Source organism: Frigoribacterium sp. Leaf263 (assembly GCF_001422285.1).
GTDB lineage: Bacteria > Actinomycetota > Actinomycetes > Actinomycetales > Microbacteriaceae > Frigoribacterium.
On sequence record NZ_LMMO01000007.1, the window covers coordinates 15,238 to 39,019 of the forward strand.

Genomic DNA, 23,782 nt, shown 5'->3' on the forward strand with positions numbered 1-23,782 from the left:
CGGGTCGGGTGCACCGCGCCGGCCGGGGGTCCGGGCGGTGTCGAGCCGCGCCTCCTCGGTCTGGTCGGATGTCGGACCGCCTGCTACTTTGACGCCATGTCCGCGTCGCGTGTGATGGCCCCCGAACCTCCCGCCGACGGCGCGAAGCCGAAGGGGCCGGCCTCGTACTTCGCCAGCATCGAGAAGACGTACGGCCGGCCCGTCCAGGAGTGGCTCGACCTCGCCGGCGAGCGGCTCGACGAGCACCCTCACATGCAGGTCGTGTCGTGGCTGAAGTCCGAGCACGGCATGGGCCACGGGCACGCCAACGCGATCGTCGCGTACGTGCGCCAGGCGCGCGCCTGATCCGCCGGCCTCCGCCACGGCGCCAGGTTCTTCACACGACGCCAGCATCATTCACCGCGTCGTGTCCACATCCCGGCGTTTTGCGCCCGCCGCGCTCGGAACGCCTAGCGTCGACCCCACGTCGCACGAGAGGACCACCATGACCGACCACTCCCCGACCGACACCGGCCCGACCGGCACCGGCCAGGACGTCACCAGCCCCGAGGCCGGCCGCGCCGCGGTGGATGCGGCGACCCTCGAGGCCGCCGCAGTCGAGACGTACCGGGACAGCCGGGCCGACGGCGACAGCCCGAGCACCGGTGGCGCCGACGAGACCGGCGACACGAGCACCGACACCCAGGGCGCACCCGCCGGCCCGGGCGACGCCACTCCCGACGGCGACGTCGTCCAGCCCCTCGGCGGCACCCTCTCGGGTGAGAAGGACTACGTCGTGGCCGACCCGGCCGGGCTCTCGGGCGAGCGGACCGCCGCTCTCACCGCCGACGACGAGACCGGCCGCGCGCCGGGGAACGAGGCGGACGGCGAGGTCGACACCGACGGTGCGAACGACGCGGGCGACGTCGGGGCCATGCGCCACGGCAGCGGCGGCCGCTGACCTCGGCGGCCCACCCGACCGCGCGCGCCGCACCGCGCCTCCTCCCCATCCCCACCGCACCCCGGTCGTCCCCGGCCGGCGCAACCGCCCGCCCGGGCGCATGGTCCTGTGGTGCATGCTGGAGGAGATGACTTCCTCACGCCCCCACCTCGACGACCTCGCCCGCTTCATCACCGCCTCCCCCTCGTCGTTCCACGCCGCGGCCGAGGCCGCCCGGCGCCTCGACGAGGCGGGGTTCGACCGTCTCGACGAGACCGCGGTCTGGCCCAGCGGCCCGGGTGCGCGGTACATCGTGCGCGACGGCGCCGTCGTCGCGTGGATCGAGCCCGCCGGGGCGCACGCCACGACCCCGTTCCGCGTGGTCGGGGCCCACACCGACTCCCCCGGCTTCAAGCTCAAGCCGAAGTCGACCACCGGCACCCGCGGCTGGGTGCAGGCCGGCGTCGAGGTCTACGGCGGGCCGCTGTTCAACTCGTGGCTCGACCGCGACCTCGAGTTCGCCGGGCGGCTCGTGACGCGCCAGGGCGAGACCCGTCTCGTGCGCACGGGGCCGCTGCTGCGGATCCCGCAGCTGGCCGTCCACCTCGACCGGGGCGTCAACTCCGAGGGGCTCACCCTCGACCCGCAGCGTCACCTGAATCCGGTCGTCGGGGCCGGGCCGCTCGATCAGGCCGACGTGCTCGGGCACCTCGCCGCGCTGGCGGGTCTCGACCCGGCCGACGTGACCGGGTACGACGTCGTCGTGGCCGACACCGCGCCTCCGGCCCGACTCGGTCTCAGCGGCGAGCTCTTCGCCGCGGGTCGCATGGACAACCTGACCTCGACCCACGCCGGTCTCGTCGCCCTGATCGAGACCGCGACGAGCTCAGGAGGCGCGGGTGCCGAGCTCGATCACGTCGCCGTCTTCGCCGCCTTCGATCACGAGGAGGTCGGTTCGGCCACCCCGTCCGGCGCCGCGGGCCCTCTGCTCGAAGACGTGCTCGCCCGCGTGTCCGACGGCCTCGGGGCGACGGCCACCGATCACCGTCGCGCCCTCGCCGCCTCGTGGTGCCTCAGCGCCGACGCCGGGCACGCCGTCCACCCGAACTACCCCGAGCGCCACGACCCCGCGAACCAGCCCATCGTCAACGGCGGTCCGCTGCTGAAGATCAACGCGAACCAGCGCTACGCCACCGACGGGCTCGGCGCCGCCGAGTGGTCGCGGGCCTGCGAGCAGGCCGGCGTGCCGTTCCAGGAGTTCGTCTCGAACAACTCCGTCCCCTGCGGATCGACCATCGGCCCGATCACGGCGACCCGACTCGGCATCCGCACCATCGACGTCGGCGTCCCTCTGCTCGGCATGCACTCGGCCCGCGAGCTGTGCGGCGCCGACGACCCCGGCCACCTCTCGCGCGCCGCCGCGGCGTTCCTCGCCCCCGCCGCCTGACGCCGCGGCGCGGCAGGGCGCCGGTGCGGGCGTCGCGGTCTCGCGGCCGCGTCACCACCCCCGGTCCCCGTCATTCCGCGCCTGCGCCGAACCCGGCCGCGCCGTCCGCTCCCAGCGCCCACGACAGCATCTCGGGCCAGGGCCCGAACCCCGTGTCGGGGGTGAGGTGACCGCCTCGGGGGACGAGGTGGAGCGGGGCGTCGACCCGCGCCTCCCAGGTGTCCCGCAGTCCGAGCGGCAGCCATTCGTCGTCGTCGCCCGCCACGACGACGGACTCGGCGGCGCCGGGGGGCAGCAGCCGGCCGCCGAACGCGTCGCCCGCGACGAACGCGCTGATGCTCTGACCCGCCACGAGCTCCGGCGACGGCGGCGACACGAGGGCGACGCGATCCACCCGAGGAGGCGCGTCGCCGGACTGCAGACGCAGCCAGAGCACGGACCCGAGGCTGTGGCAGACGACGGTGACCGGGCCGTCGGGCAGCGCCGCGAGCTCGCTCCGCACGACGGCCTCCCAGGCCACGGGATCGGGCGCATCGGCGTCGGGCAGCTGCGGGTAGCGGACGACGAGACCGCGTGCGATCAGCGCGTCGGCCAGCCGATGCTGCCAGTGATCCGCCGGCCGATGGTTCTGCCAGCCGTGGAGCACGAGGTACGAGTGGTCGGTCACCCCATGATCCTGCCCCGTGACGGCCGCTCGACGTGCCAGGCTCGACCCATGACGTCACACGGGTCGAGCGAGTCACCTGACGGGCGCGAGGGGCGCGAGGCGCGCGGCGCCGGCGGGCCCCTCAGCCTCGATGCGCCGGTCGGCTTCGACGCCCCCGCGCCGCCCGGGTTCCGCGTGACGCGGTGTTCGCGGGTGATCGGGCACGGCGGCGCCGTCTTCCGAGCGGCGGGCGACGCCGTGCTGCGCTTCGGGGTGCACCGGGGCTCCGGGTTCGTCCCCCTCGAGGTGCCCGACCGGGTCGAGCCGGGGGTCGAGAGCCGGTGGGCCGTGACGTTCGGCCCGCTGCGCCCCGCCGTGGCCTGCCGCGTGATCGACGTCGTCCGGACCGAGACGTCGATCGGCTTCGTCCACGCGGCGCTCCGAGGCCACCCGCAGCGCGGCTTCGAGAGTTACGTGGTCGTGCGGCATCCCGACGACTCGGTCACGCTCGACATCCGGGTGGTCTGGCGGCCGGCCGCCTGGTGGATGCGGGCCGCGGGCCCGTTCGGCGCCATCGCCCTGTCGCTCATCCTGCGGCGGAACCTCCGCGCGCTCGACCCCGTGATCGCCTGACCGGGCCGCGCAGGAGGTGCGGACCGGCTCCACACCCCCGCCGCACGAGTCCCCCGGGACGGTCGCGCGCCTCCTCCCCGAGCCGCACGACGCGGACACTCGACGAGGCCCCGGAGGGGGCGTGCCACACTGTGTCGATGACCGCCCGCCGCCGCCACGCCGGCTCCTCCCATCGCGCGGCCGCCCGCGACGCGGCCCGCGCCGATGCGCTGGACACGAGCGTCCGCGTCGAGCGCATCGCGCAGGGCGAGCTGTACGTCCGCGTCAACACCATCGGCCGGACGGGCGACCGGCCGTTCGTGCTGGTGCCCGGCATCGGGGTCTCGTCGGACTACTTCGAGCGTCTCGCTCCGAACCTCAACCGGTTCGGCCCCGTGCACGCCCTCGACCTGCCGGGCTTCGCCGGTGTGCCGCACCCCGGTCGCGCACTGACGATCCGCGAGTACGCCGACCTCGTGGGCGCCGCGATCGACGGGCTCCACCTCAGCGACCCGGTGCTCGTCGGGCACTCGATGGGCACGCAGATCGTCACCGATCTCGCGGCCCGTCGCCCCGAGCTCTCGACCCTCGTCCTGATCGGGCCCGTCATCGACCCGGCCGAGCGGAGGGTCGTCACCCAGGCGCTGCGCTTCGCCCGCGCCGCCTGGCACGAGCCGGGTCGTGTGAAGTTCCTGGCCGTCAGCGCCTACGTGCTCTGCGGGGTCCGCTGGTTCTCGCGCATCCTGCCGAAGATGATGACCTACCCCATCGAGGATCATCTGCCGAACGTGCAGGCCGACACGCTCGTCATCCGAGGCGAGCACGACGCCGTCGCCCCCCGCGACTGGGTGCGCCGCGTCGGCGACCTGCTGCCCTCGTCACGCCTCTGGGAGATGCCCGGAGCGGCGCACTCGGTCATGCACGCCCACGCCGAGGAGGTCGCCAAGCTCTGCGTCGAGCACGCGCAGCAGCCGATCACCGCCGACGAGGGCGGGCAGCTGCACCACTACGACGACGCGAGCGACGGCGACGAGAGCGACGACTTCAGCCCCAGCCCGGCCGACTTCGCCAAGGCCGTGAGCGCGCGGCTGCGCTCGACGGTCGCGACCCTCCGAGGCGACGACGCCGCTCTCGCCGCCGCCAAGACCGACCACGCCGAGTCGATGCAGGCGGCGTTCACCCGTCGGCAGGCCGAGAAGGCGGCGGCGGGCATCGAGCCCGACGACGGCCCGCACATCGACACCGCCTGACTCGGGCCCGACCACGCCTCGCGTGGCCCGACCGGGCCTCAGGCGCCGGTCACGGTCAGCCAGATGAGCGCCAGGTTCAACGCGACGACGACCGCGACGGCCGCCCACGCGGCGATCCGGATGCCGAGCACGTTGCGGCTCTCGCCCATCAGCGTCGCGTCGCTCGTCGCCCTCACCAGCGGCACGAGGGCGAAGGCGATCCCGAAGCTCAGCACGACCTGGCTGAGCACGAGCAGCCACGTCGGGCTGATGCCGGTGGCGAGGAGGATGAGCGCCGGCACGAGCGTGACGACCCGGCGGACGAACAGCGGGATGCGGACCTTCAGCAGACCCCGCATGATCTCGGCTCCCGCCATCGAGCCGACCGACGTCGAGGCGAGGCCCGATGCGAGCAGGCCGACCCCGAACAGCACGCCGACCAGCGGTCCGAGCGCGTCGGCGATCGCGGCGTGCGCCCCCGGGATCGTGTCCGTGCCCGTCCGGCCCTGCAGGGTCGACGCGGCGAGCACGAGCATGGCGATGTTGACGCCTCCGGCGACGAGCAGGGCCAGCACGACATCCCACCGGGTGGCCTTCAGCACGCGCCGACGATCCGCCCCCTTGGCGACGTCGCCGTGGTGGTCGCGGACCAGGGCCGAGTGCAGATAGACCGCGTGGGGCATGACCGTGGCCCCGAGCATGGAGGCGGCGAGCAGCACCGACTGGGCGCCCTCGAAGCGGGGAACGATCCCGCCGAGCATGCCGCCGACCGACGGGGGCGCGAAGAAGAGACCGGCGCAGAAGCCGAGGGTCAGGACGGCGAGCAGGCCGATGATGATCGTCTGGAAGACGTGACCGCCGCGGTAGCGGGTGAGCGCGAGGATCCCGAGCGACACGACGCCGGTGATGACGCCGCCGAGCACGAGGGGCACGCCGAACAGCAGCTGCAGCGCGAGCGCCCCGCCGATCACCTCGGCGACGTCGGTCGCGGCGGCGACGAGCTCGGCCTGCCCCCAGTAGGCCAGGCGACGCCGGCGCGGGAGGCGTCGCCCCATCACCTCGGGCAGCGACTGCCCGGTGACGATGCCGAGCTTGGCCGACAGGTACTGCACGAGCACGGCCATGGCGTTGGCTGCCACGAGCACCCAGAGCAGCAGGTAGCCGTACTGGGCCCCGGCGGTCAGGTTCGCCGCGACGTTGCCCGGGTCGACGTACGCGATCGCGGCGATGAACGCGGGGCCGAGCAGGACCCCGCGGGGTCTCGGGTGGGCGGGCGAGGGGCGCGGGCCGCCCCGCGCCTCCTCGGGGGTCGTCGCAGTGCTCTCGATGGCCATACGACGACCCTACCCAAATTTCGGCGAGCCAAACATTCACTCTCGGCAAGGAGAAACTTGCCGCGGGCGGGGATCTAGCGGGTGGCCACCGTGATGGTCGCGACCCCGACGAGGAGCTCGTCGGGCACGAGGTCGGTCTCGAACGTGGTGTTCAGCAGATCGGCCGCCTCGGGGCTCACGTGCACCGTCGTGCCCTCGAGGATCGCGTCGGAGCCCTCGATGCGCAGCGGCTCGAGCGTGCCGCCCCACAGGTTGAAGAGGTACGCGTGACCCGCGACGGGCTCGCCGTTCACCGACACGTCGCCGTAGAGCTTCGAGGCCCCCGGGTCGATGTCGAAGTTCGTCAGCTCCACCACCGTGTCGCCGGCCGTCAGGCTGAGACCCGAGTCGTCGTGCTGGATGTCGCCCTGCACGTACGGACGGACCTCGCCCTCGGGGTCGTAGTACTCCACGTTGCCGCCCGTGATCGGGAACGAGAAGGTGCCGCCCTCGAACGTCGCGTCACCCACCACCCCCGGCGTCAGGCCGAGCAGCTCGAGCGCGCTGACGAAGCCCTCGTCGACGGCCACCTGGGTGTCGACGCCCTGGCCGAGGTCGGCCACGACGGCCAGCGGCGTGGCCTCCGACTCGGGCAGCTCGGGGTTCTCGCGGTGGATCGGTGCGGTGTTGTTGCTCTCGGAGTCCGACGTCGAGTAGCAGGCCGTCAGCGAGAACGAGAGGGCGCTGGCGGCGACGACGCCGACGACGGTGCGGGCGAGAGACGGGCGGGCGGTGAGGCGCATGGAGGTTCCTTTGTTCGGTCGGTTCGAGCTAATCACACCTGGTCGGACGGGATGAACCGGTCGACCTTGCGGTGCCAGCGCTGCCCGAGCAGACCGCCCAGCACGGCGCCGACGAAGCTCAGCACGACGACGAGTCCGGCGAAGATCAGAGACTCGATCGAGCTGGGCGAACCGTTCGCCGAGGCGGCGGACGCGTCGGCCGCGCCGAGGTCGGGCAGCTCGAGGCCGAGGGCCACGAAACCGACGACGAGGAGGATGAGACTGACGACGACACCCCAGATCCACGTCGCCAGACCCTGCTTGAAGCCCGAGAACCGGGCGACGCGCGACGCCGTGAAGCCGCCGATGAGATAGCCAGTGAAGACGACGATCAGCACGACGATGCCCGTCATGATCGAGAGCAGTCCGCCGTTGTCGTCGGCGAAGCGCTGCACGCCGACGAGTCCGTTCGAGGCTCCGTCGGACGATGCCGCGATCCAGGCCCCGACGATCGCGCCGTAGATCGCCATGATGACGAAGCCGAAGCCGGTGGCGGTGAACCAGCCGAGCAGACCGGCGCCGAAGCGGATGCCGCTGAACTCCTCCTTCTGCTGCGTCAGGAGGTCCCGACGGACGGCGACGTGGTTCACGCCCCCGTCGGCGACGAGCGGGTACGAGCCCGTGCCGGGCTGTGCCGGGTACGACGGCGAACCGGCGGTCGGTGCGGCCACCGTGGGGGCGTCGTCCGCGCGCGAGCCGTGCTCCGCAGCCGAGGAGGCGCGGGTCGGGTCGGACGAGACCGGCGCGACGACCGTGGGCGCGTCACCGGCCGAGCGGCGGTCGTCGTCGGAGCGGCGATCGTCGTCGCGAGACGACTCGCCGGCCCGCGAGGCCTCGGCGGCACGGAGCGCGTCGTCGTCGTGGAGGGTGCGGCGCTGACCGTCGTCGCCGGTGGTCGCGGACCAGGCGCGGGCGGGCGGTGCCGTCGGGGCGACCATGGGGGGAACGGCGGGGGCCGCGGAGGCGGCGTCCGCGTCACGGCGGTCGGCGTCCGCGTCGCGCTGCTCGGCGTCGGCGTCGCGGCGGTCCGCGTCGCGCTGCTCGGCGTGCGTGTCCGTGTCCGTGTCCGCATTCGCGGCCGACACGGGCTCGATGACCTCGGTCTCGCCGTCGCGTGCGTCGCGGGAGTCGGCGTCGCCGGCCGCGTCGCGGGAGTCAGCGTGATCGCGGGCGTCACGGGAGTCCGCGCCGACGCCGTCGCCGCGCTCGTCGGCCGGGCGGGCCGCCGGCACGACGAACGGGTCGTGTGCGGGAACGGGCGCGGCGGCCTCCGAGGCGTCCGAGGGCGCAGCGGCCGGGAAGGCCGGCGCGCCGAAGTCGACGGCCGGAGCGTCGGCCGACGGCGACGGCGACGTCGACTCGGCGCGCTCGTCGGCGAACGAGGCGTCGGACCCGTCCTGGCGGTCCTCCGGGGCGATGGCGGACTCGCGGGGAGTCGTGTCGTCGGGGTGTCGGTCGTGGTCGGGGCGGTCGCTCCCGGGCGTGCGTGCGTCCGTCATGTGTGGCTCCTCGTGCGTCGAAGCCCGGTCGTCCGGGCCCTGTGATCCTCCTGAACGGTACGCCTCGGGGGCCCCCGAGGGCGGGAGGCCCGCCCGAAGGCCGGAGGACCCGATCCGGGGCGACCGGTAGCGTGGGACCGACCGCCGAGCGACAACGAGGACGAGGACGTCATGACCGACACCGCCGACAGCACTCCGACGGGGGCCATCCCCGCTCAGACCACCGGGTCGACCGACCGCGCGGAACGCCGCCGGCCCAACCCCGACATCGCCCGCTCCTGGCTCCTGGTGCCGGGCACGGCGCCCGACCGCTTCAGCGGGGCCGCCGCGTCGCGGGCCGACCAGATCGTGCTCGACATCGAGGACGCCGTCGACCCGGCCCGCAAGCCCGCGGCCCGTGCGGACGTCGTCGCCTGGCTCCGCGACGGCGGCCGGGCCTGGGTGCGCATCAACGACCACTCGACCGCATTCTGGTCCGACGACGTCGACGCGCTGCTCGGCCTCCCCGGCCTGCAGGGCGTCATGCTCGCGAAGACCGAGGCCCCGGAGGACGTCACCGAGACGTACGACCGCCTCGGCGGATCGCTCCCCGTGCTCGCCCTCGTCGAGTCGGCACTCGGCATCGAGGAGAGCCCCGCGATCGCGAAGGCCCGCGGCGCCTACCGTCTCGCGTTCGGCAGCGGCGACTACCGCCGCGACACCGGCACCAGCGCCGACGACCTGGCCATGGCCTACCCCCGCTCGCGGCTCGTCGTCGCGAGCCGCATCGGCGGACTGCCCGGGCCGATCGACGGCCCGACCGTCGGCAGCAGCCACCCCGTGCTCCGCGAGCAGTCGTCCGTGGCCGTCGCCCTCGGGATGACGGGCAAGCTCTGCCTCGACGTCGAGCAGCTCCCCGTCATCAACGAGGTCATCAGCCCGACCCCGTCGGACGTCGCCTGGGCGCAGGACTTCCTGGCCGACTTCGAGGGTCGCGGTCGTGTCATCCGCGACGGCAGCGATCTCCCCCGCCTGGGTCGTGCCCAGAAGATCGAGAAGCTGGCCTCGGCGTTCGGCGTGCTGCCCTCGAACTGACCGCCGATCCGAGAGCCGAGGAGGCGCACCCGACCCGGGTGCGCCTCCTTCGCGTTTTCCTCCGCCCCCCGCTCGGTCCCCGCCCGATCATTGACAAGCGATAGTCAGCGACATATCTTTGACGCATCGCGACACGACGTCGCGACATCAGACTCTTGTGAAGGGGATACCTCATGGGTACCGACACCGCTTTCGACGACCAGGGCGACCCTCGTCGCCACCACCACCCCAGCGCCCGCGACGGCGAATCCGACGGGCGCGGCCGCTTCGGTCGGCCCTTCGGCCGCGGCTTCCGCCCCGGCCAAGGCTTCGGCGGCTTCGGGGGCTTCGGACCCGGCGGCCCGGGCTTCGGACCCGGCGGCCCCGGCTTCGGCCCGGGTCGCGGCGGACGAGGGCGCGCCCGTCGCGGCGACGTGCGCCTGGCGATCCTGTCGCTGCTGGCCGACGCACCCTCGAACGGCTACGGCCTGATCAAGTCGATCGCCGAGCGCACCGACGGCGCCTGGAAGCCGAGCCCCGGCTCCGTCTACCCCACGCTGCAGCAGCTCGTCGACGAGGAGCTCATCGTCTCGGACGAGACCGCGTCGAAGAGCGTCTTCAGCCTCACCGACGCCGGCCGGCTCTACGTCGCCGACAACGAGGCCGAGATCGAGAAGGCCTGGGCGGCGACCGCTGACGACGCCAGCGACACCGACCGCGAGTTCCAGACGAGCCTGCTCAAGCTCATGGGCGTGGTGAAGCAGTTCCACCACGACGGCAGCGAGGCCCAGCGCGCCGCCGCCACCGCCAAGCTCGACGAGACCCGCCGCGCCCTCTACGCGATCCTGGCCGACTGACCGGCGCCGCGCCTCCCGGGTCGCGCGGCGTCGGTGTCGCTCGGCAGCGGGCCCCTCTCGGCCGATGCGCAAGGAGCCATGCCAGAATCTCGCGCCGTGACCGACTCCGCGCCGACCCCGCCCCTGCCCGACGACATGTCGGGAGCGATCACGGTGCGACGCGACGAGGACGTCGCGCCGAGCCTCGCGAGCCCGTGGCGCGAGGTGCGAATCGGCTTCGTCGTCCCGGAGTCGTCGACCTCGGCCGCCCACGACGTGCGCCATCTGCTGCCCGAGCCCGAGCTGCACTGGGCGCCCGGTCTGCGGCGGGGCACCCTCGCGGTGCTCCCCCAGCCGGCCGCCCTCACCCGGGTGCTGCTCGACTGGGAGTGGTCGGTCGCCGCCGCCGACTTCACGGTGCACTCGTTCGACGACGAGCCGTTCTCGGGTGACGAGCGCGCCGCCCTCGAGGCCTGGCTGCGGGGAGCCGCGACCCGGCTGCAGCTGCTCGACGGGGCCGTCGACGCGGCGGTCGACCGGGCCGTGACCGACGTGGCCTCCGGGGTCGACGAGAGCGCGCCTCCTGCCGGGGTCGCCGACGGCCCGCTCGCCTGGGCCGTGCTCGGCACGCGGGTCTCGGTGCCCGATGCGGGGTCCGCGCACTCCCGCGTCGACGTCGCGCTGCCCGACGGTGCCGACCCGGGCTGGGAGGTCTTCGTCGACGCCGCGACCGGCGAACGCCTCGGCTTCCGCCGGACCCTCGACGAGGCCGGCGAGGCCTACGCCTTCAGCTACCTCGTCGCCGACCACGTCGACGACGTCTCCCCCGACGACCTGCGACACTGGCACGACCAGCACATCCACCGGCAGCTGCTGGCCGACGACGTGCGGCAGGCCTACGTGCACCTGCTCGCAGGGCTCGATGCACCGGTGTCGGTGACGTACTCGGGCTGAGTCCGCCCGCCCCGGGCCCGGCCGGACGGCGGGGTGAGCGTCGGCTAGGGCCGCTCGTCGACGATCGCGACGAACCGGCTGCCGACGCCCGCCACCTCGCGTCGGGCGAGACCCGGCTGCGGCTCGGGCAGCTCGTCGACGCCGTGGTCGTCGCAGCTGAGCCACGTGTAGTCGGGCCACCACTTCTTGGGCCGGGCGGCCTCGTGGAAACCGCAGACGACGCACGCCAGATCGACCCAGACCGGCTTACCGGTGCGGTTGGCCCGCGACTGCACGAGCCAGGCCGGCGGCGACTTCTCGAGCTCCACGAGCTCGTCGACCGTCAGGCGGACGGGGATGCCGTGCCGCTTGGCCATCTCGAGCGGGATGTCGAGTTGCAGGGCGGCGTCTCGTCGCGTGATCACGGCACCCACCTTAAGCGAAGCCGAGGCCGATCCCGCACCGCTCGCCCGGCATCGCCGTCGGCGGCACCGTCGGCATCGCCGTCGGCGGCACCGTCGTCAGTCGAGCACGCGCTCGAAGCAGATCGACTGCGGGATGGTCGTGACATAGGGCTCGTAGACGGGGATCGGCGTCCAGCCGACCTTCTCGTACAGGGCGACGGCGTCGGGCTGACGGTCGCCGGTCTGCAGGATGAGACGACGGGCCCCGCCGGCGCGCCCGATCGCCTCGAGCTCGACCATGATGAGCCGCCCGATGCCGCGGCCGCGGCGCGTGCCGTCGACCATCACGCGCTTGACCTCCCACTCGCCGGCGCGGTCGTAGAGCACCGCGTGCCCGACCGCCGCACCCTCGGAGTCGACGACGAGCACGGTCGCGCGCACGTTCTCGGGGTGGACCGTCAGCGCGGCGTCGCGTGCGGCGGCCTTCTCGGCCGGCTCGTCGGGGTCGCGGCCGACGGAGTACACGGCCGTCATCTCGGCGTCCATCCGGGCGCGCATCTCACGGGCGCGGGGGTCGTCGTACTCGACGTGCTCGACGTGGAGAGGAGGGAGGGGGGTGGTCTCGGTGCGGGGCGAATCGGTCACCAGACGATTCTGCCTCGTCTCGCGCCTCCCTCGGTGCCCACGGGCCCGGCGGGCGGTCAGCGCAGGCTGACGCCGCGGGCCGACATGAACGGCACCGGGTCGGTCGACCCGCCGTTGATGCGCGTCTCGAAGTGCAGGTGGCAGCCGGTCGAGTTGCCGGTCGACCCGACGAGGGCGATCAGCTGGCCTGCGACGACCGACTGGCCGTTGGCGACGCGGATGCCGCCGTTGACGATGTGGCCGTAGGCGGTGCTCACCCCGCCGCCGTGGCTGATGCGCACGTAGTTGCCGTAGCCGCCGTAGTAGCCCGCGTAGCTGACGGTGCCCGACGACGCCGCGTAGATCGGGGTCGAGCAGCCGGGGGCGAGGTCGACCCCGTCGTGCAGACGGTAGATGCCCGTCACCGGGTTGATGCGGTAGCCGTAGGGGCTCGACATGTAGCCGCCGCTCGGACGGACCCAGGCGCCGCCGCCGCCGGCCGAGGGTGCCGGGGTGGAGGGTCGCGCCGGGGTGGGGGCGGGAGCTGCGGGGCGCGGCGCGCTGGGCGTGCTCGGACGCGCGGCGGCGGCAGCGGCCGCGACCCGCGCGGCCTCGGCGGCTGCGGCGGCCGCCTGCTCCTGCTGGCGCTGAAGCTCGGCCGCCTGTCGTGCGGCCTCCTCTTCGCGGGCCTTCTTCTCGGCCGCGAGACGCTGACGCTCGGCCTCGACGCCGGCCTCGTAGTCCTGCTGGGTCTTGGCCGTGGTGTCCTGCAGCACGGCGAGCTGAGCCTGCAGGGTGGCTTCGTTCTCCTGCTGCGCGGTGACCGCGGCGAGGGCGGCGTCCGACGCGGCCTGCGCCTCCTGCATGGAGTCCTCGGCGTCGTCACGGAGGCCGGCCAGCGCCTCCTCGGCGACGGCCGCCTGGTCTCCGAGAGACGAGGCGACGTTGCGATCGGTGACGGCCTGCTGACGGATGCCGTCGGCCTGCTCGGTGATCTTGCTCATGGCGCCGAGGCGGTAGAGGAGGTCGCCGGCCCCGGCGGAGTCGCCCGCGAGCTGCGTCGAGACGTCGCCGCCGCCCGTGCGGGCGAGCTGGGCCGCGACCTGACCCGCACGCTGCTCGCTCTCGTCGGCCACCTTGTTCTGCTCGTCGACCTGCTTCTGCAGCTCGGCGAGCTTCGAGGCGGCCTCGTCGGCTGCGCTCTGCGCCTCTTCGAACGCGGCGCCCTTGGCCTCGGCCTCGGACTGCGCGTTCGCAGCGTCGCTCTGCAGCTGCGCGAGCAGCGATTGGAGCTCGTCGATCTGCGCGGCCTTCGTGTTCTCGTTCGCCACGGCGGCGCGGACGTCGTCCCAGCTGGGGTAGGTCACCGCTCGAGCCGGCGACGCCCCGATGATCGTGCCCGAGATGACGAATGCCAGGGCGAGGAGGACCGTGAGGACCGTCGCGGGCAGGCTCCGGAAGCGGGCGGCGGTCGCGGGGGAAGTCACGGAGGCGGAACCAATCTCGAAGTCGACGCCGGGTCGCGCGGTCGAGAATCGACCAGGCGAGAACCGGGGAACCCGCTCAGCCTAGGTGCGGAACCCCCGAAGGGTAAACCCTGAGTTCAAGGTTCCCCCTCAGCCGGATGTCCCCACTTGGGGTGTCTCGTGTGTCGACTCCAGTCACATGAGTCACACGCGTTCGCCGTTCTGTCCCCCGACGCGGCCGCCCGCGGCCTCGCCGGTCGTGCCGCGGCGCACCTCGGCGGGGTCGTCGCGGTACGCCGAGTTCAGCCGCGCGAGGGAGCTCGCCAGCGTCGCGACCTCCGAGTCGTCCCACCCGGCGAGCCGGTCGGCGAGCGCCGCGCGATTGGCGTCGACGGAGCGGGCGAGCATGGCCCGCCCGACCGGCGTGACCGACAGGGCCAGCCCGCGTCGGGAGTCCGGCCCGTCATCGGTCTCGATGGCTCCGAGCTCGACGAGGTGCGCGAGCTGCCGCGAGACGGTGGACCGGTTCAACGAGAACTCGGCCGCCAGATCGATCGCCCGGCGACCGGGTTCGGCGGCGATGACGTCGAGCAGGGAGTGCTCGACGAAGGTCAGCGGCGAGCTCCGTCGACGGGCCCGCGCGACGGCCCGCCGCGAGACCAGCTCGAGCTCGGCGTAGACGTCGTCGATGCCGGTCGGTACGGGGTCAGCCACCCTCCGAGCCTAAGCGCACGAGCGCGTCGCCGATCGACCGAGCAGACTGCCGACATGACGATGACGCGGAACTGGTCGGGCACCCTGATGTACTCGACCACGGACGTCGTCGTCCCGCGATCCGTCGCAGACCTGCAGGAGGCGGTGGCCGGCACCGCGCGCATCCGCGCCCTCGGCACCCGCCACTCGTTCAGCGACGTGGCGGACGGTCTCGGCGTCCACCTCTCGACCGAGGCGCTCCCCCTGGACCTCGTCGTCGCGGCCGACCGCCGGACGGCGACCGTCGGCTCGGGCTCGACCTACGGAGCCGTCGCCCGAGCCCTCGAGGCCGAGCGCCTGGCCCTGGCGAACATGGGCTCGCTGCCCCACATCTCGGTGGGCGGGGCCGTCGCGACCGGCACGCACGGCTCGGGGGTCCGATTGCAGAGCCTGTCCGCGTCGGTCGCCGCCCTCGAGGTGGTCGGGTCGGACGGGACGATCCGGACGATCCGCCGCGGCGAGGCCGGATTCGGAGGGAGCGTCGTCAGCCTCGGGGCCCTCGGCGTCGTGGTGCGCGTGACGCTCGACGTCGAGCCGACCTACCGCATGCGGCAGGACACCTACGTCGCGCTGCCGTGGTCGAGCGTCGACGCTCACCTGGTCGACGTGCTGTCGGCCGGGACGAGCGTCTCGCTGTTCCACGAGTTCGACGACTCGGTGCGCGAGGTGCTGGTCAAGTCCCGCGTCGCCGAGGGCGCGGACGACGTGGACGTCCCCGATGAGCTGCTGGGCGCCTCCCGGGCTCCCGTCGACGAGCACACCGAGGTGACGGGCGACTCGCACACGCCGATGGACGGCAGCGTCGGGCCGTGGCTCGACCGGCTGCCGCACTTCCGGCTCGACGCGACGCCCTCGCACGGGTCCGAGCTGCAGAGCGAGCACTTCGTCGCGCTCGACGACGGCGCCGCGGCACTGCACGCGCTGCGGGCTCTGGGCGCGGACCTCAGGCCGCACCTGCACACCTGCGAGACCCGGGCGGTCGCGGGCGACGACGCCTGGCTGAGCCCGACTCCCGTCGACAGCCTGGCGATCGCGTTCACCTGGAGGAAGCACCCCGCCGAGGTGGCCGGCCTGGTGGAGAGGGTCGAGGAGGTGCTCCGTCCGTTCGGATCGCGGCCCCACTGGGGCAAGCTCAGCTCGCTCGCACCCGAGGTCGTCGTCGCCCGGTATCCGCGGTTCGGCTCGTTCGCGGACCTGGTCGGCGAGGTCGACCCGGGTGGGAAGTTCGTCGGACCGTTCCTCGAGCGCCTCCTGGCCGCGGCTCGCTGACGGGCGGGCTCCGGTCTCGGTCGCGCACCGGCCCGGTCGTGTCACCGACCGGTCGTGTCACCGAGCCGGTCGTGTCACCGACCGGTCGTGTCACCGAGCCGGTCGCACCCTCTGCCGGTCGTGCCAGCTCGCTCGAGTGCTAGAAGGCCTCACCCGTGGGGTCGAGGTCGTCGTCGTCGAGCTCGGGTCCGCCGACGGGGCGCCCCTCCCACGAGAGCAGCCGCCAGCCCGACTCGGGGTCGCCCTCGAGCGTGACGACGCCGGTGTTCTCGAGCGGGTGCTCTTTGACGAAGAGCGCCGAGCCGACCGCCCGGGCCCCGCACCACCCGCGGATGGCGGCACCGTGGCTGACGACGGCGACGGTCTCGTGCCCGCTCGCCACCACCTGCGCCACGGCCTCGTCGAAGCGCGTGAAGAACTCGTGACCGTCTTCGCCGCCGGGCAGTCGACGGTCCAGCTCGCCCGTCACCCACGACACGACCGTGCCCATGTAGGTCGACACGGCCTCGGGGTCGCTGCGCGCCTCGAGATCGCCGGCGATCACCTCGCGGAACCCCGCGACCTCGACCGGGTCGAGCGACAGGGCCGACGCGAGCGGCGCGACGGTCTCGTGGGTGCGACGGAGCGAGCTGACGAAGAGCGCCCCGATGTCTTCGCCGACGAGCGCACCGGGCACGGCCGAGGCCTGCGCCCGACCGAGCTCGGTCAGGCCGGGGCCGGGCGCCTCGGTGCCGAGTCGACCGGCGACGTTGTCGGGGGTCTGGCCGTGTCGGATGAGCAGGAGACGCATGGGTCAACCCTAGAGGGGACCTCCGACACGAGACCTGCGGGCGGGGGCGCTCGGGTTCAGGGGCGCTCGGGTTCAGCGGCGCTCGGGTTCAGGGGCGCTCGGCGGCGGCACGCGCGCGGCGGCCGCGGAGGATGCTGCGCAGCCCGGTGATGAGCACCGGCGTCACCGAGAGCAGCACGAGCACGATCGCCCACACGTCGACGTGGTCGCGGATGAGAGGGATCCCGCCGAGCAGCGAGCCGAGCACCACCATGCCGACGGCCCAGAGGAACGCACCCACGACGTTGAAGAGCAGGAACCTCGGGTACCGGTACCCGGCCGTGCCGGCGGCCAGGGGCACGTAGGTGCGGACGATCGGCACGAAGCGACCGAGGATCAGCGAGACCCCGCCGTACCGGGCGAAGAACGCCTCGGCCTTCTCGAGGTGCGCGGTCTTGAGGACGCGCGCGTCGGGTCGGAACCACCGTCGACCGAACCGGTTGCCCAGCAGGTACCCGACCTGGTCGCCGAGGAACGCCGCCACGAAGGCGCAGAGGGCGATCGTCCAGACCTGGAGCCCCAGGGCCTCGTGCAGCAGCCCCGCGGTGAACAGCAGCGAGTCGCCGGGAAGGAACGGGAACAGCACGCCCGACTCGATGAAGATCATGATCGAGATCCCGGCCAGGGCCCACGGCCCGAGGGCGGGCAGCAGCGACTCCGGGTCGAAGAGCAGGAATCCGCCCGACGCGGCGGGCAGGGCGGTGGCGAGGAGGGAGGCGGTGGTCACCGGAGGACTGTAGCGTCCGCGGCTCGCAGACACCGCGCCTCCTCCTCCCGCGGGACGAGGTCGGCGCCCTCGATCTCGTCCGACGGAGGGATACCGCCCGTGAGGGACAGGCTCCTAGGCTGACGTCGGGACGAGGCCGCCGCTGGCGGCCCCCACAGCCACGAGGAGACACCCCACCGATGATCGAAGCCCAGGGCTTGACCAAGAGGTACGGCGCCAAGGTCGCCCTCGACCACGTCTCGTTCACCGTCCGCCCCGGTCTCGTGACCGGGTTCCTCGGGCCGAACGGCGCCGGCAAATCGACCACGATGCGCATGATCGTCGGTCTCGACCGGCCCACCGCGGGCACCGTCACGGTCAACGGCCGTCGCTACGCCGATCACGCCGCGCCCCTGCGCGAGGTGGGCGTGCTGCTCGACGCGAAGGCCGTGCACCGCGGCCGGTCGGCCGCCGACCACCTGCTCGCCATGGCCGCCACGCACGGCATCGGCAGGTCGCGCGTCAAGGAGGTCATCGCCCTCACCGGTCTCGAATCGGTGGCCAAGAAGCGCGTCGGCGGATTCTCGCTCGGCATGGGGCAGCGTCTCGGCATCGCCGCGGCCCTGCTCGGAGACCCCGCGACCGTCATCCTCGACGAGCCCGTCAACGGCCTCGACCCCGAGGGCGTCGTCTGGGTGCGCACGCTGGCCCGCCACCTGGCGAGCGAGGGTCGCACCGTGTTCCTCTCGTCGCACCTCATGAGCGAGATGGCGCAGACCGCCGACCACCTGATCGTGCTCGGTCGGGGTCGTGTGCTCGCCGACTCGCCCGTCAGCGACGTCATCGCCCAGGCCTCGGGCGACGCCGTGCGCGTCCGCAGCCCGCGCGCCGACGACCTCGTCGCGCTGGTCGGCCCCGGGTCCGCGACCGCCACGGCGCTCGAGCCCGGACTCGTCGAGCTCCGCGGCGTCAGCGCCGCGCGGGTCGGGGAGCTCGCCGCGGCATCGGGCATCGTGCTGCACGAGCTGACCCCGCTCGTCCGCTCGCTCGAAGACGCCTACATGACCCTGACGCAGGACTCCGTCGACTACCACGCAGGAGGCGCGCCCACCACCGACGCGCCCGTCACCACCGAAGGGGCCCAGCGATGAGCACCACCGCTCCCACCCGTTCCACCCGCTCGCGCACCACCGGCAGCGGCGTCACCTTCGGCGGCGTGCTGCGCTCCGAGTGGATCAAGCTGCGCAGCCTCCGCTCGACCGTGTGGTGCTTCGCGATCATCGCGGTGCTCATCATCGGCTTCGGCGCCCTCTTCAGCAGCGTCGCCTCCGGCTTCGAGGGCATGCAGTCGACGCCCGAGCAGGACCAGTCGCTCGCGGCCTCGGTCACCACCATCGGCGTCGCCTTCGCCCAGCTCGTCGCCGCCGTCCTCGGCGCCCTGATCATCACCGGCGAGTTCGGCACGGGCATGATCCGCTCGACCTTCACGGCCGTGCCCCGCCGTACGCCGGCCCTCGTCGCCAAGCTGATCCTCGTCGCCCTCGGCACCTTCGTGGTCTCGGCCGTGAGCCTCGGCATCACGTCGCTGCTGGCGGTCCCGCTGCTGCGCGGCGTCGACATAGAACTCGATCTCGGCGACGGCCGCTACTGGCTCTCGATGCTCGGCGCCGCGGCGTCGGTGGCCTTCATGGCCATGATCTCGTTCGGTCTGGGCATGATCATCCGCAACAGCACCGGCGCCATCGCCGCCGCGATCGGCCTCGTGTTCGTCGTGCCGATCCTCTTCTCGATCGCCATGGGCCTCGTCGCCGGCACCTGGGTGTACTCGGTGTACGAGTTCATCCCGCCGACCGCGGCCTCGCGTCTCTACGAGTACGTCGTCGACGGCGCCTCAATGCTCACCGGGCCCGCGATCGACGGGGCCATCCGCCTCGAGGCCTGGCAGGCTCTGCTCGTTCTCGTCGGCTGGGTCGTCGTGCTCTTCGGGGCGGGGCTCGCCCTCGTCAAGCGTCGCGACGTGTGATCCACCCGCACCGCGCCTCCTCGGCGTGACGACCGACGGTCCGGCTCGACCGATCCCCACGGATCGGGAAGAACCGGACCGTCTCGTGCGTTCGGTCACCAGGCACACCCAGCCGTCACCCTCGAGGAGCCCCATTTGACCAGCGCGACATCCCCGACGACGACCACCGAGCACGTCTCCGACGACGACGGGACGGCGGCGCGCAACAAGCTCGTCATCGGCCTGCTGCTCGTCTCGGCGTTCGTCGTCATCCTCAACGAGACGATCATGGGCGTGGCCCTCCCGAGCCTGACCCGCGACCTCGGCATCACCGTCACCGCCGGCCAGTGGCTGACCACCGGCTTCATGCTGACGATGGCCGTCGTGATCCCGATCACCGGGTTCCTGCTGCAGCGGTTCAACACCCGACCCGTGTTCATCACGGCCATGAGCCTGTTCAGCCTCGGCACGGCCATCTCGGCCATCGCGCCGGGCTTCGGCGTGCTGCTGCTCGGCCGGGTCGTCCAGGCGTCGGGCACGGCCATCATGATGCCGCTGCTCATGACGACGGTCCTCACCCTCGTGCCGCCGGCCACCCGCGGACGCACGATGGGCAACATCTCGATCGTCATCTCGGTCGCCCCCGCGATCGGGCCGACCATCTCGGGCGTCATCCTCAGCGTGCTCGAGTGGCGCTTCATGTTCATCCTCGTCCTGCCCATCGCCCTGGCGGCGCTGGCGCTCGGAGCGGCCCGCGTCAAGAACGTGACCACACCGAAGAAGGTGCCGCTCGACGTGCTGTCGGTGATCCTGTCGGCCTTCGCGTTCGGCGGCATCGTGTTCGGACTGAGCTCGATCGGCGAGGGCGCCGAGGCGGCCGTGCCGGCGTGGGTGCCGCTCGCCGTGGGCGCCGTCGCGCTCGTCGTCTTCGTGCTGCGTCAGCGTTCGCTGCAGCGTCGGGACCGCGCACTGCTCGACCTCCGCACCTTCTCGTCGCGCACGTTCACGATCTCGGCGACCGTCCTCGGCATCGGCATGATCGCCCTCTTCGGCACGCTCATCGTCCTGCCGATCTACCTGCAGAACGTCCACGGTCTCGACCCGCTGGCGACCGGCCTGCTGCTGCTGCCCGGCGGTCTCGTGCAGGGCCTGCTCTCGCCCGTCGTCGGACGCCTCTTCGACAAGCACGGCCCGACCGTGCTGCTCGTGCCCGGGACGATCCTCGTCAGCGCCGTGCTCTGGTTCATGTCGACCGTGTCGGAGGCGACGCCCATCCCGATGATCCTCGGAGCCCACGTGGCGCTGAGCATCGGCCTCGCCCTCATGTTCACCCCGCTGTTCACCTCGGGCCTCGGCTCGCTGCCGTCGAACCTCTACTCGCACGGCAGCGCCATCGTCGGAACGGTGCAGCAGCTGGCGGGCGCGGCGGGCACAGCCGTCTTCATCACGGTCATGACGCTCGCCACGACCGCCGCAGCTCGGGGCGACGTGGTGGACGTGGCCGCGACCGGCGCCGGCGTGCGCGCGGCGTTCCTGGTGGGTGCGATCATCTCGGTGTTCGCGGTCGTCGGAGCGTTCTTCGTCCGCCGACCGCCGGTGACCGAGGGCGCCGCGCCCGTGTCCGCCCACTAGCGCCAGCCCGCGCCGGCGCGCCGGCGCCGCACCCGCGCCGGCACCTGGCCCGCGCCGGCGCCTGGTCCGCGCCGGTGCGCCAGCGCCGGCGCCTGGCCCGCGCCGGGCCCGGCCCGGCCCCGGACCACCCCCCTGGCCACCCGGCACCCGCACCCTGCCCCGCGCTCTCAGCCGGCCGCCTCTCCCCTGGTTCGCCCGGTCGGCAACTCCTGCGTCCTGCTGACCCTCGGAACGGCGAGGCGCCAGTGTCTGCGGCCCCGCGGCCCGAGGACTCGCGGCAGGCAGGAGTTACCGGCGGACACGCGCCTCGGCCCGCCCGCCAGGCCGATCAGCGCGTCGATCGCGGCAGCCGTCGGCCCCCATGTGTCGCGCACCATCCTCGTGCCCGCCCGGAACGGCACGTGACCTGAGCGTGCGATCGCCGCGTCCTTGAGGCGGTCTTCGTCGAACCGCATCTGGTGATGCTCACGCCCGTCGGTCTCGAACCCCACGATGCCGTCGACGACCATGTCGATGATCTTTCGCGTGCGTCCGACAGGCACCTGACGCTGAACGACGTGACCCGCGCGCCGCAGGCGGGTTCCCGCCGCGCTCTCGAGGATGCTCTCCGCGCCTCCGTCGCTCCAGGCCACGAGGCCCGCCGCGTCGGCGCGTCGGCGCGAGAGCACCTCGACCGCGTCGTCATCGTCGTGGAGGAGACCAGACTGCCGGGCCCAGTCGACGAGTATCACGGCGTCCTCCAGCGTTCGCGCCTCGACGACGGCCAGAGCGAGCGCATCCCGAGGATCCACCGACCAGGTCGTCCCCCGCTCGCTGAGCTCCACCCGGTCCCAGACCACTCTCACACCGCGGCGTCGTCGCAGCCGAGAGGCGGTCTCGGGCACGGAGACCGTGACCGTCGGCCGCGTCCACGACCAGGCCCCCAGCTGACCGAGGGCCGCGGCCCCGGTGAGACGCCCTCCGATACTGACGGCCACGTACCGGGGGTCGTCCCTGTCCCAAGTCGAGTACCACCCTCGACGCGGCCTCGTGACGCTTCTCGAGCGGACTGCCGCCGTGAGGTGCCGGTCGGTCGCTCCGTGCGCCACGAGATCGTGCTTATGCAGCAGGCCGCCGGCGGACGAGACGAGTTCAGCGATCGTGGTCATGCCGACAGATCGTGCCGATGACACGACGCACCCGCGCGCGCCGATCTCGGCACTGTGGAGGCACCGGTCGCAAGACCCGCTGTGGAGGATCTCCTCGGAGGTCAGCACGTCACGGAGGACGATCGGCCTCTCCGTCGGCAACTCCTGCGGCGTGCAGTCGGAGTGCTCCTCACCCGACTGCCGCAGGTGCCGGGGCCCCCGCCGCCAGGAGTTGCCGACCGTCACGGAGGGGCGTGTGGGGACGTGCGGACGGCGGGAGTGTGCGGACATGGGGGGGACGTTGGGGGCGGACGTGGGGGGACGTTGGGGGCGGACGTGGGGGGACGTTGGGGGGCGTTGGGGGCGGACGTTGGGGGTGCCGGTTGGTGGGGGTGTGTGGGGACGGTGGGGCGTTGTCAGTGGAGGTCGGGGGTAGCGGAGACGGAGGCTGGTGAGGGTACTGACCGTCGGGCTGAGCGGCGGCCGCCTCCGGGGCGGCGAGGGCGCGCGGCGCACGGCGCACGGCGCACGGCGCACGGCGCACGGCGCACGGCGCACGGCGGGCGGCGGGCGGCGGGCGGCGGGCGGCGGGCGGCGGGCGCGGGCGCGGCTAACTCCTGCCAGGTGCTGCAAACCGGCGACGCCACGCCCGCAGACGCCCATCTGCGCAGCCGCAGGCAGGAGTTGCCGACCGGTCGAGACGAGGAGCTGGGGTGGGGAGGTCGTCGAGGGCTCGGGGCTGACGGTCGTCGAGGACCCGGGCGTGGAGGAGGGGGTCGCCGAGGGGTTAGGGAGTCGAAGAGCGAGCTTCGACGCGCGAGGGTCGCCGGGGGGTTAGGGCGCGGAGGAGCGGGGGTCGCCGGAGGCGTCGAGGGTGGAGAGGTGAGGGTCGCCGAGGGCCAGGCCGATGTCGATCAGCACCACGCGCCCGGCGAGGTCGGGGCCGCTCCCCCGCAGCAGCCCGGTCTTGCGGCCGCCGAATGTGACGGTCACGTCCGCCGGGAGCACCAGCTCGGCCGTCCCGACGTCGGGGTGCAGGCCGCTGGGGATGTCGACGGCGACCACCAGGGCGTCGACGCGTCCGAGCGCCTCGACGATGCGCCCCGCGTCGCCTCGCAGTCCGCCGCTCGCGCCGATGCCGACCATCCCGTCGAGCACCACGTCGTACCCGCCGACCAGGCCCGGCGCGGTGGCGGGGTCGGTCCAGGGCCCCGGTCCGTCGAGGGTCGCTCCTGCGGCGAGCGCTGCGGCGAGTGCCACCTCGTGCAGGCGCGAGCCGGTGGGCACGATGGTCACGGCGCCACCCGACGGCACCAGGTCCCGGGCGAGCGCCGCGCCCGCGTAGAGGGTGTCACCGCCGTTGTCGCCGCTGCCGACGAGCAGCAGCACCCGGCCAGCACTCCCCCGGGAGGCCGAGGAGGCGCGGAGCAGGTCCCGCACGACCTCCGCGAGCCCTGCGGCGGCCCGCTGCATGAGCGGCTCACCGGCGTCGAGGAGCGGCTTCTCGGCGGCGCGGATCTGAGCGGCGGTCCAGGCGTCTGTCATGACTCCACTCTGCGCCGGGGCGGCACCGCGCCGCTCATCTCACGGCGCGGAGGACGGCCCCCACCCTCGGAGTCCACCACCCTCCGCCCACCGAAG

General features: G+C 73.4%; 24 protein-coding genes. 12 read left to right on the forward strand and 12 right to left on the reverse strand.

All coding sequences use genetic code 11. The features are described 5' to 3' along the window. The first annotated feature begins 96 nt into the window (after positions 1 to 96). From ASF17_RS14280 to ASF17_RS14290, 3 genes are all read left to right on the forward strand, one after another. On the forward strand, positions 97 to 345 hold the full coding sequence (locus tag ASF17_RS14280) for a DUF4287 domain-containing protein (RefSeq protein WP_055801642.1): 249 nt from the start codon (positions 97 to 99) through the stop codon (positions 343 to 345). Positions 346 to 484: 139 nt separating this feature from the next. Continuing rightward, the gene (locus tag ASF17_RS14285) at positions 485 to 940 is read left to right on the forward strand and encodes a hypothetical protein (RefSeq protein WP_055801646.1); all 456 of its coding nucleotides are present in this window, start codon (positions 485 to 487) and stop codon (positions 938 to 940) included. A 127-nt stretch (positions 941 to 1,067) separates the two neighbouring features. Then, entirely contained in the window at positions 1,068 to 2,366 is a 1,299-nt protein-coding gene (locus tag ASF17_RS14290) for a M18 family aminopeptidase (protein ID WP_055801778.1), read from the forward strand. Positions 2,367 to 2,436: 70 nt separating this feature from the next. Here ASF17_RS14290 and ASF17_RS14295 read toward each other — a convergent pair whose 3' ends face one another. Next, the gene (locus tag ASF17_RS14295) at positions 2,437 to 3,033 is read right to left on the reverse strand and encodes an RBBP9/YdeN family alpha/beta hydrolase (RefSeq protein WP_055801649.1); all 597 of its coding nucleotides are present in this window, start codon (positions 3,031 to 3,033) and stop codon (positions 2,437 to 2,439) included. Between the two features lie 48 nt (positions 3,034 to 3,081). On the opposite strand from ASF17_RS14295, the gene ASF17_RS14300 reads away from it, so the two are divergent. Further along, positions 3,082 to 3,645: a DUF1990 family protein gene (locus tag ASF17_RS14300; protein ID WP_162236438.1), complete on the forward strand. Its 564-nt coding sequence runs from the start codon at positions 3,082 to 3,084 to the stop codon at positions 3,643 to 3,645. Positions 3,646 to 3,782: 137 nt separating this feature from the next. Beyond that, entirely contained in the window at positions 3,783 to 4,874 is a 1,092-nt protein-coding gene (locus tag ASF17_RS14305) for an alpha/beta fold hydrolase (protein WP_082475429.1), read from the forward strand. Positions 4,875 to 4,912: 38 nt separating this feature from the next. On the opposite strand, the gene ASF17_RS14310 is transcribed toward ASF17_RS14305, so the two are convergent. From ASF17_RS14310 to ASF17_RS14320, 3 genes are all read right to left on the reverse strand, one after another. Next, positions 4,913 to 6,187, reverse strand: coding sequence for an Nramp family divalent metal transporter (locus ASF17_RS14310; RefSeq protein ID WP_055801657.1), 1,275 nt, complete (start codon positions 6,185 to 6,187; stop codon positions 4,913 to 4,915). 74 nt (positions 6,188 to 6,261) lie between these two features. After that, positions 6,262 to 6,969, reverse strand: a complete 708-nt coding sequence (locus tag ASF17_RS14315) for a hypothetical protein (protein ID WP_055801660.1) — start codon at positions 6,967 to 6,969, stop codon at positions 6,262 to 6,264. 32 nt (positions 6,970 to 7,001) lie between these two features. Continuing rightward, the gene (locus tag ASF17_RS14320) at positions 7,002 to 8,507 is read right to left on the reverse strand and encodes a hypothetical protein (protein ID WP_055801664.1); all 1,506 of its coding nucleotides are present in this window, start codon (positions 8,505 to 8,507) and stop codon (positions 7,002 to 7,004) included. A 171-nt stretch (positions 8,508 to 8,678) separates the two neighbouring features. Here ASF17_RS14320 and ASF17_RS14325 point away from each other — a divergent pair, with 171 nt between their 5' ends. The 3 genes from ASF17_RS14325 to ASF17_RS14335 all read left to right on the forward strand — a co-directional run bounded on the left by ASF17_RS14325 (position 8,679) and on the right by ASF17_RS14335 (position 11,350). Next, positions 8,679 to 9,581 (forward strand): HpcH/HpaI aldolase/citrate lyase family protein, encoded by a 903-nt coding sequence (locus ASF17_RS14325; protein WP_055801667.1) that lies wholly within the window; start codon positions 8,679 to 8,681, stop codon positions 9,579 to 9,581. A 173-nt stretch (positions 9,582 to 9,754) separates the two neighbouring features. Continuing rightward, positions 9,755 to 10,417 carry a PadR family transcriptional regulator gene (locus ASF17_RS14330; RefSeq protein WP_082475423.1) on the forward strand — a complete coding sequence of 221 codons (663 nt, stop codon included), beginning with the start codon at positions 9,755 to 9,757 and terminating at the stop codon, positions 10,415 to 10,417. A gap of 78 nt (positions 10,418 to 10,495) precedes the next feature. After that, positions 10,496 to 11,350, forward strand: a complete 855-nt coding sequence (locus tag ASF17_RS14335; protein WP_156357458.1) for a hypothetical protein — start codon at positions 10,496 to 10,498, stop codon at positions 11,348 to 11,350. Between the two features lie 44 nt (positions 11,351 to 11,394). Here the strand turns inward: ASF17_RS14335 and ASF17_RS14340 are convergent, their stop codons facing one another. The 4 genes from ASF17_RS14340 to ASF17_RS14355 form a co-directional block, all read right to left on the reverse strand. Further along, positions 11,395 to 11,754, reverse strand: a complete 360-nt coding sequence (locus tag ASF17_RS14340; RefSeq protein WP_055801784.1) for a hypothetical protein — start codon at positions 11,752 to 11,754, stop codon at positions 11,395 to 11,397. Positions 11,755 to 11,850: 96 nt separating this feature from the next. Then, positions 11,851 to 12,378 carry a GNAT family N-acetyltransferase gene (locus tag ASF17_RS14345; RefSeq protein ID WP_055801673.1) on the reverse strand — a complete coding sequence of 176 codons (528 nt, stop codon included), beginning with the start codon at positions 12,376 to 12,378 and terminating at the stop codon, positions 11,851 to 11,853. A gap of 56 nt (positions 12,379 to 12,434) precedes the next feature. Continuing rightward, positions 12,435 to 13,844 (reverse strand): M23 family metallopeptidase, encoded by a 1,410-nt coding sequence (locus ASF17_RS14350; protein WP_055801676.1) that lies wholly within the window; start codon positions 13,842 to 13,844, stop codon positions 12,435 to 12,437. 183 nt (positions 13,845 to 14,027) lie between these two features. Then, on the reverse strand, positions 14,028 to 14,537 hold the full coding sequence (locus ASF17_RS14355) for a MarR family winged helix-turn-helix transcriptional regulator (RefSeq protein WP_055801679.1): 510 nt from the start codon (positions 14,535 to 14,537) through the stop codon (positions 14,028 to 14,030). A 54-nt stretch (positions 14,538 to 14,591) separates the two neighbouring features. Here ASF17_RS14355 and ASF17_RS14360 point away from each other — a divergent pair, with 54 nt between their 5' ends. Next, complete coding sequence (locus tag ASF17_RS14360) at positions 14,592 to 15,845, forward strand: FAD-binding protein (protein ID WP_055801682.1); 1,254 nt, start codon at positions 14,592 to 14,594, stop codon at positions 15,843 to 15,845. Positions 15,846 to 15,984: 139 nt separating this feature from the next. Here ASF17_RS14360 and ASF17_RS14365 read toward each other — a convergent pair whose 3' ends face one another. Continuing rightward, positions 15,985 to 16,635 carry a histidine phosphatase family protein gene (locus tag ASF17_RS14365; protein ID WP_055801687.1) on the reverse strand — a complete coding sequence of 217 codons (651 nt, stop codon included), beginning with the start codon at positions 16,633 to 16,635 and terminating at the stop codon, positions 15,985 to 15,987. 88 nt (positions 16,636 to 16,723) lie between these two features. Then, a complete protein-coding gene (locus ASF17_RS14370) occupies positions 16,724 to 17,401 on the reverse strand; it encodes a DedA family protein (protein ID WP_055801691.1) in 678 nt (225 codons plus the stop codon). 179 nt (positions 17,402 to 17,580) lie between these two features. Between ASF17_RS14370 and ASF17_RS14375 the strand changes: the two genes are divergently transcribed. The 3 genes from ASF17_RS14375 (at position 17,581) to ASF17_RS14385 (ending at position 21,014) form a co-directional block, all read left to right on the forward strand. Beyond that, the gene (locus ASF17_RS14375; RefSeq protein ID WP_055801694.1) at positions 17,581 to 18,531 is read left to right on the forward strand and encodes an ABC transporter ATP-binding protein; all 951 of its coding nucleotides are present in this window, start codon (positions 17,581 to 17,583) and stop codon (positions 18,529 to 18,531) included. Further along, the gene (locus tag ASF17_RS14380) at positions 18,528 to 19,403 is read left to right on the forward strand and encodes an ABC transporter permease subunit (RefSeq protein ID WP_055801698.1); all 876 of its coding nucleotides are present in this window, start codon (positions 18,528 to 18,530) and stop codon (positions 19,401 to 19,403) included. Before ASF17_RS14375 ends, ASF17_RS14380 begins: the two co-directional genes overlap by 4 nt. A 135-nt stretch (positions 19,404 to 19,538) precedes the next feature. Continuing rightward, positions 19,539 to 21,014 (forward strand): MDR family MFS transporter, encoded by a 1,476-nt coding sequence (locus ASF17_RS14385; protein ID WP_055801701.1) that lies wholly within the window; start codon positions 19,539 to 19,541, stop codon positions 21,012 to 21,014. Between the two features lie 167 nt (positions 21,015 to 21,181). On the opposite strand, the gene ASF17_RS14390 is transcribed toward ASF17_RS14385, so the two are convergent. Together ASF17_RS14390 and ASF17_RS14395 are read right to left on the reverse strand one after the other, a co-directional pair. Then, entirely contained in the window at positions 21,182 to 21,991 is an 810-nt protein-coding gene (locus tag ASF17_RS14390) for a hypothetical protein (RefSeq protein ID WP_156357459.1), read from the reverse strand. 984 nt (positions 21,992 to 22,975) lie between these two features. Then, on the reverse strand, positions 22,976 to 23,686 hold the full coding sequence (locus ASF17_RS14395; protein WP_055801707.1) for an NAD(P)H-hydrate epimerase: 711 nt from the start codon (positions 23,684 to 23,686) through the stop codon (positions 22,976 to 22,978). Between the last annotated feature and the right edge of the window lie 96 nt (positions 23,687 to 23,782).

What these genes read in the sequence shown, in the direction of transcription:
- ASF17_RS14365 (WP_055801687.1), bottom strand. Translation starts at nt 16,635, where the DNA reads ATGCGTCTCCTGCTCATCCGACACGGCCAGACCCCCGACAACGTCGCC.
- ASF17_RS14380 (WP_055801698.1), top strand. Translation starts at nt 18,528, where the DNA reads ATGAGCACCACCGCTCCCACCCGTTCCACCCGCTCGCGCACCACCGGC.
- ASF17_RS14315 (WP_055801660.1), bottom strand. Translation starts at nt 6,969, where the DNA reads ATGCGCCTCACCGCCCGCCCGTCTCTCGCCCGCACCGTCGTCGGCGTC.
- ASF17_RS14300 (WP_162236438.1), top strand. Translation starts at nt 3,082, where the DNA reads ATGACGTCACACGGGTCGAGCGAGTCACCTGACGGGCGCGAGGGGCGC.
- ASF17_RS14280 (WP_055801642.1), top strand. Translation starts at nt 97, where the DNA reads ATGTCCGCGTCGCGTGTGATGGCCCCCGAACCTCCCGCCGACGGCGCG.
- ASF17_RS14335 (WP_156357458.1), top strand. Translation starts at nt 10,496, where the DNA reads ATGCCAGAATCTCGCGCCGTGACCGACTCCGCGCCGACCCCGCCCCTG.
- ASF17_RS14395 (WP_055801707.1), bottom strand. Translation starts at nt 23,686, where the DNA reads ATGACAGACGCCTGGACCGCCGCTCAGATCCGCGCCGCCGAGAAGCCG.
- ASF17_RS14310 (WP_055801657.1), bottom strand. Translation starts at nt 6,187, where the DNA reads ATGGCCATCGAGAGCACTGCGACGACCCCCGAGGAGGCGCGGGGCGGC.
- ASF17_RS14325 (WP_055801667.1), top strand. Translation starts at nt 8,679, where the DNA reads ATGACCGACACCGCCGACAGCACTCCGACGGGGGCCATCCCCGCTCAG.
- ASF17_RS14305 (WP_082475429.1), top strand. Translation starts at nt 3,783, where the DNA reads ATGACCGCCCGCCGCCGCCACGCCGGCTCCTCCCATCGCGCGGCCGCC.
- ASF17_RS14290 (WP_055801778.1), top strand. Translation starts at nt 1,068, where the DNA reads ATGACTTCCTCACGCCCCCACCTCGACGACCTCGCCCGCTTCATCACC.
- ASF17_RS14285 (WP_055801646.1), top strand. Translation starts at nt 485, where the DNA reads ATGACCGACCACTCCCCGACCGACACCGGCCCGACCGGCACCGGCCAG.
- ASF17_RS14330 (WP_082475423.1), top strand. Translation starts at nt 9,755, where the DNA reads ATGGGTACCGACACCGCTTTCGACGACCAGGGCGACCCTCGTCGCCAC.
- ASF17_RS14360 (WP_055801682.1), top strand. Translation starts at nt 14,592, where the DNA reads ATGACGATGACGCGGAACTGGTCGGGCACCCTGATGTACTCGACCACG.
- ASF17_RS14320 (WP_055801664.1), bottom strand. Translation starts at nt 8,507, where the DNA reads ATGACGGACGCACGCACGCCCGGGAGCGACCGCCCCGACCACGACCGA.
- ASF17_RS14375 (WP_055801694.1), top strand. Translation starts at nt 17,581, where the DNA reads ATGATCGAAGCCCAGGGCTTGACCAAGAGGTACGGCGCCAAGGTCGCC.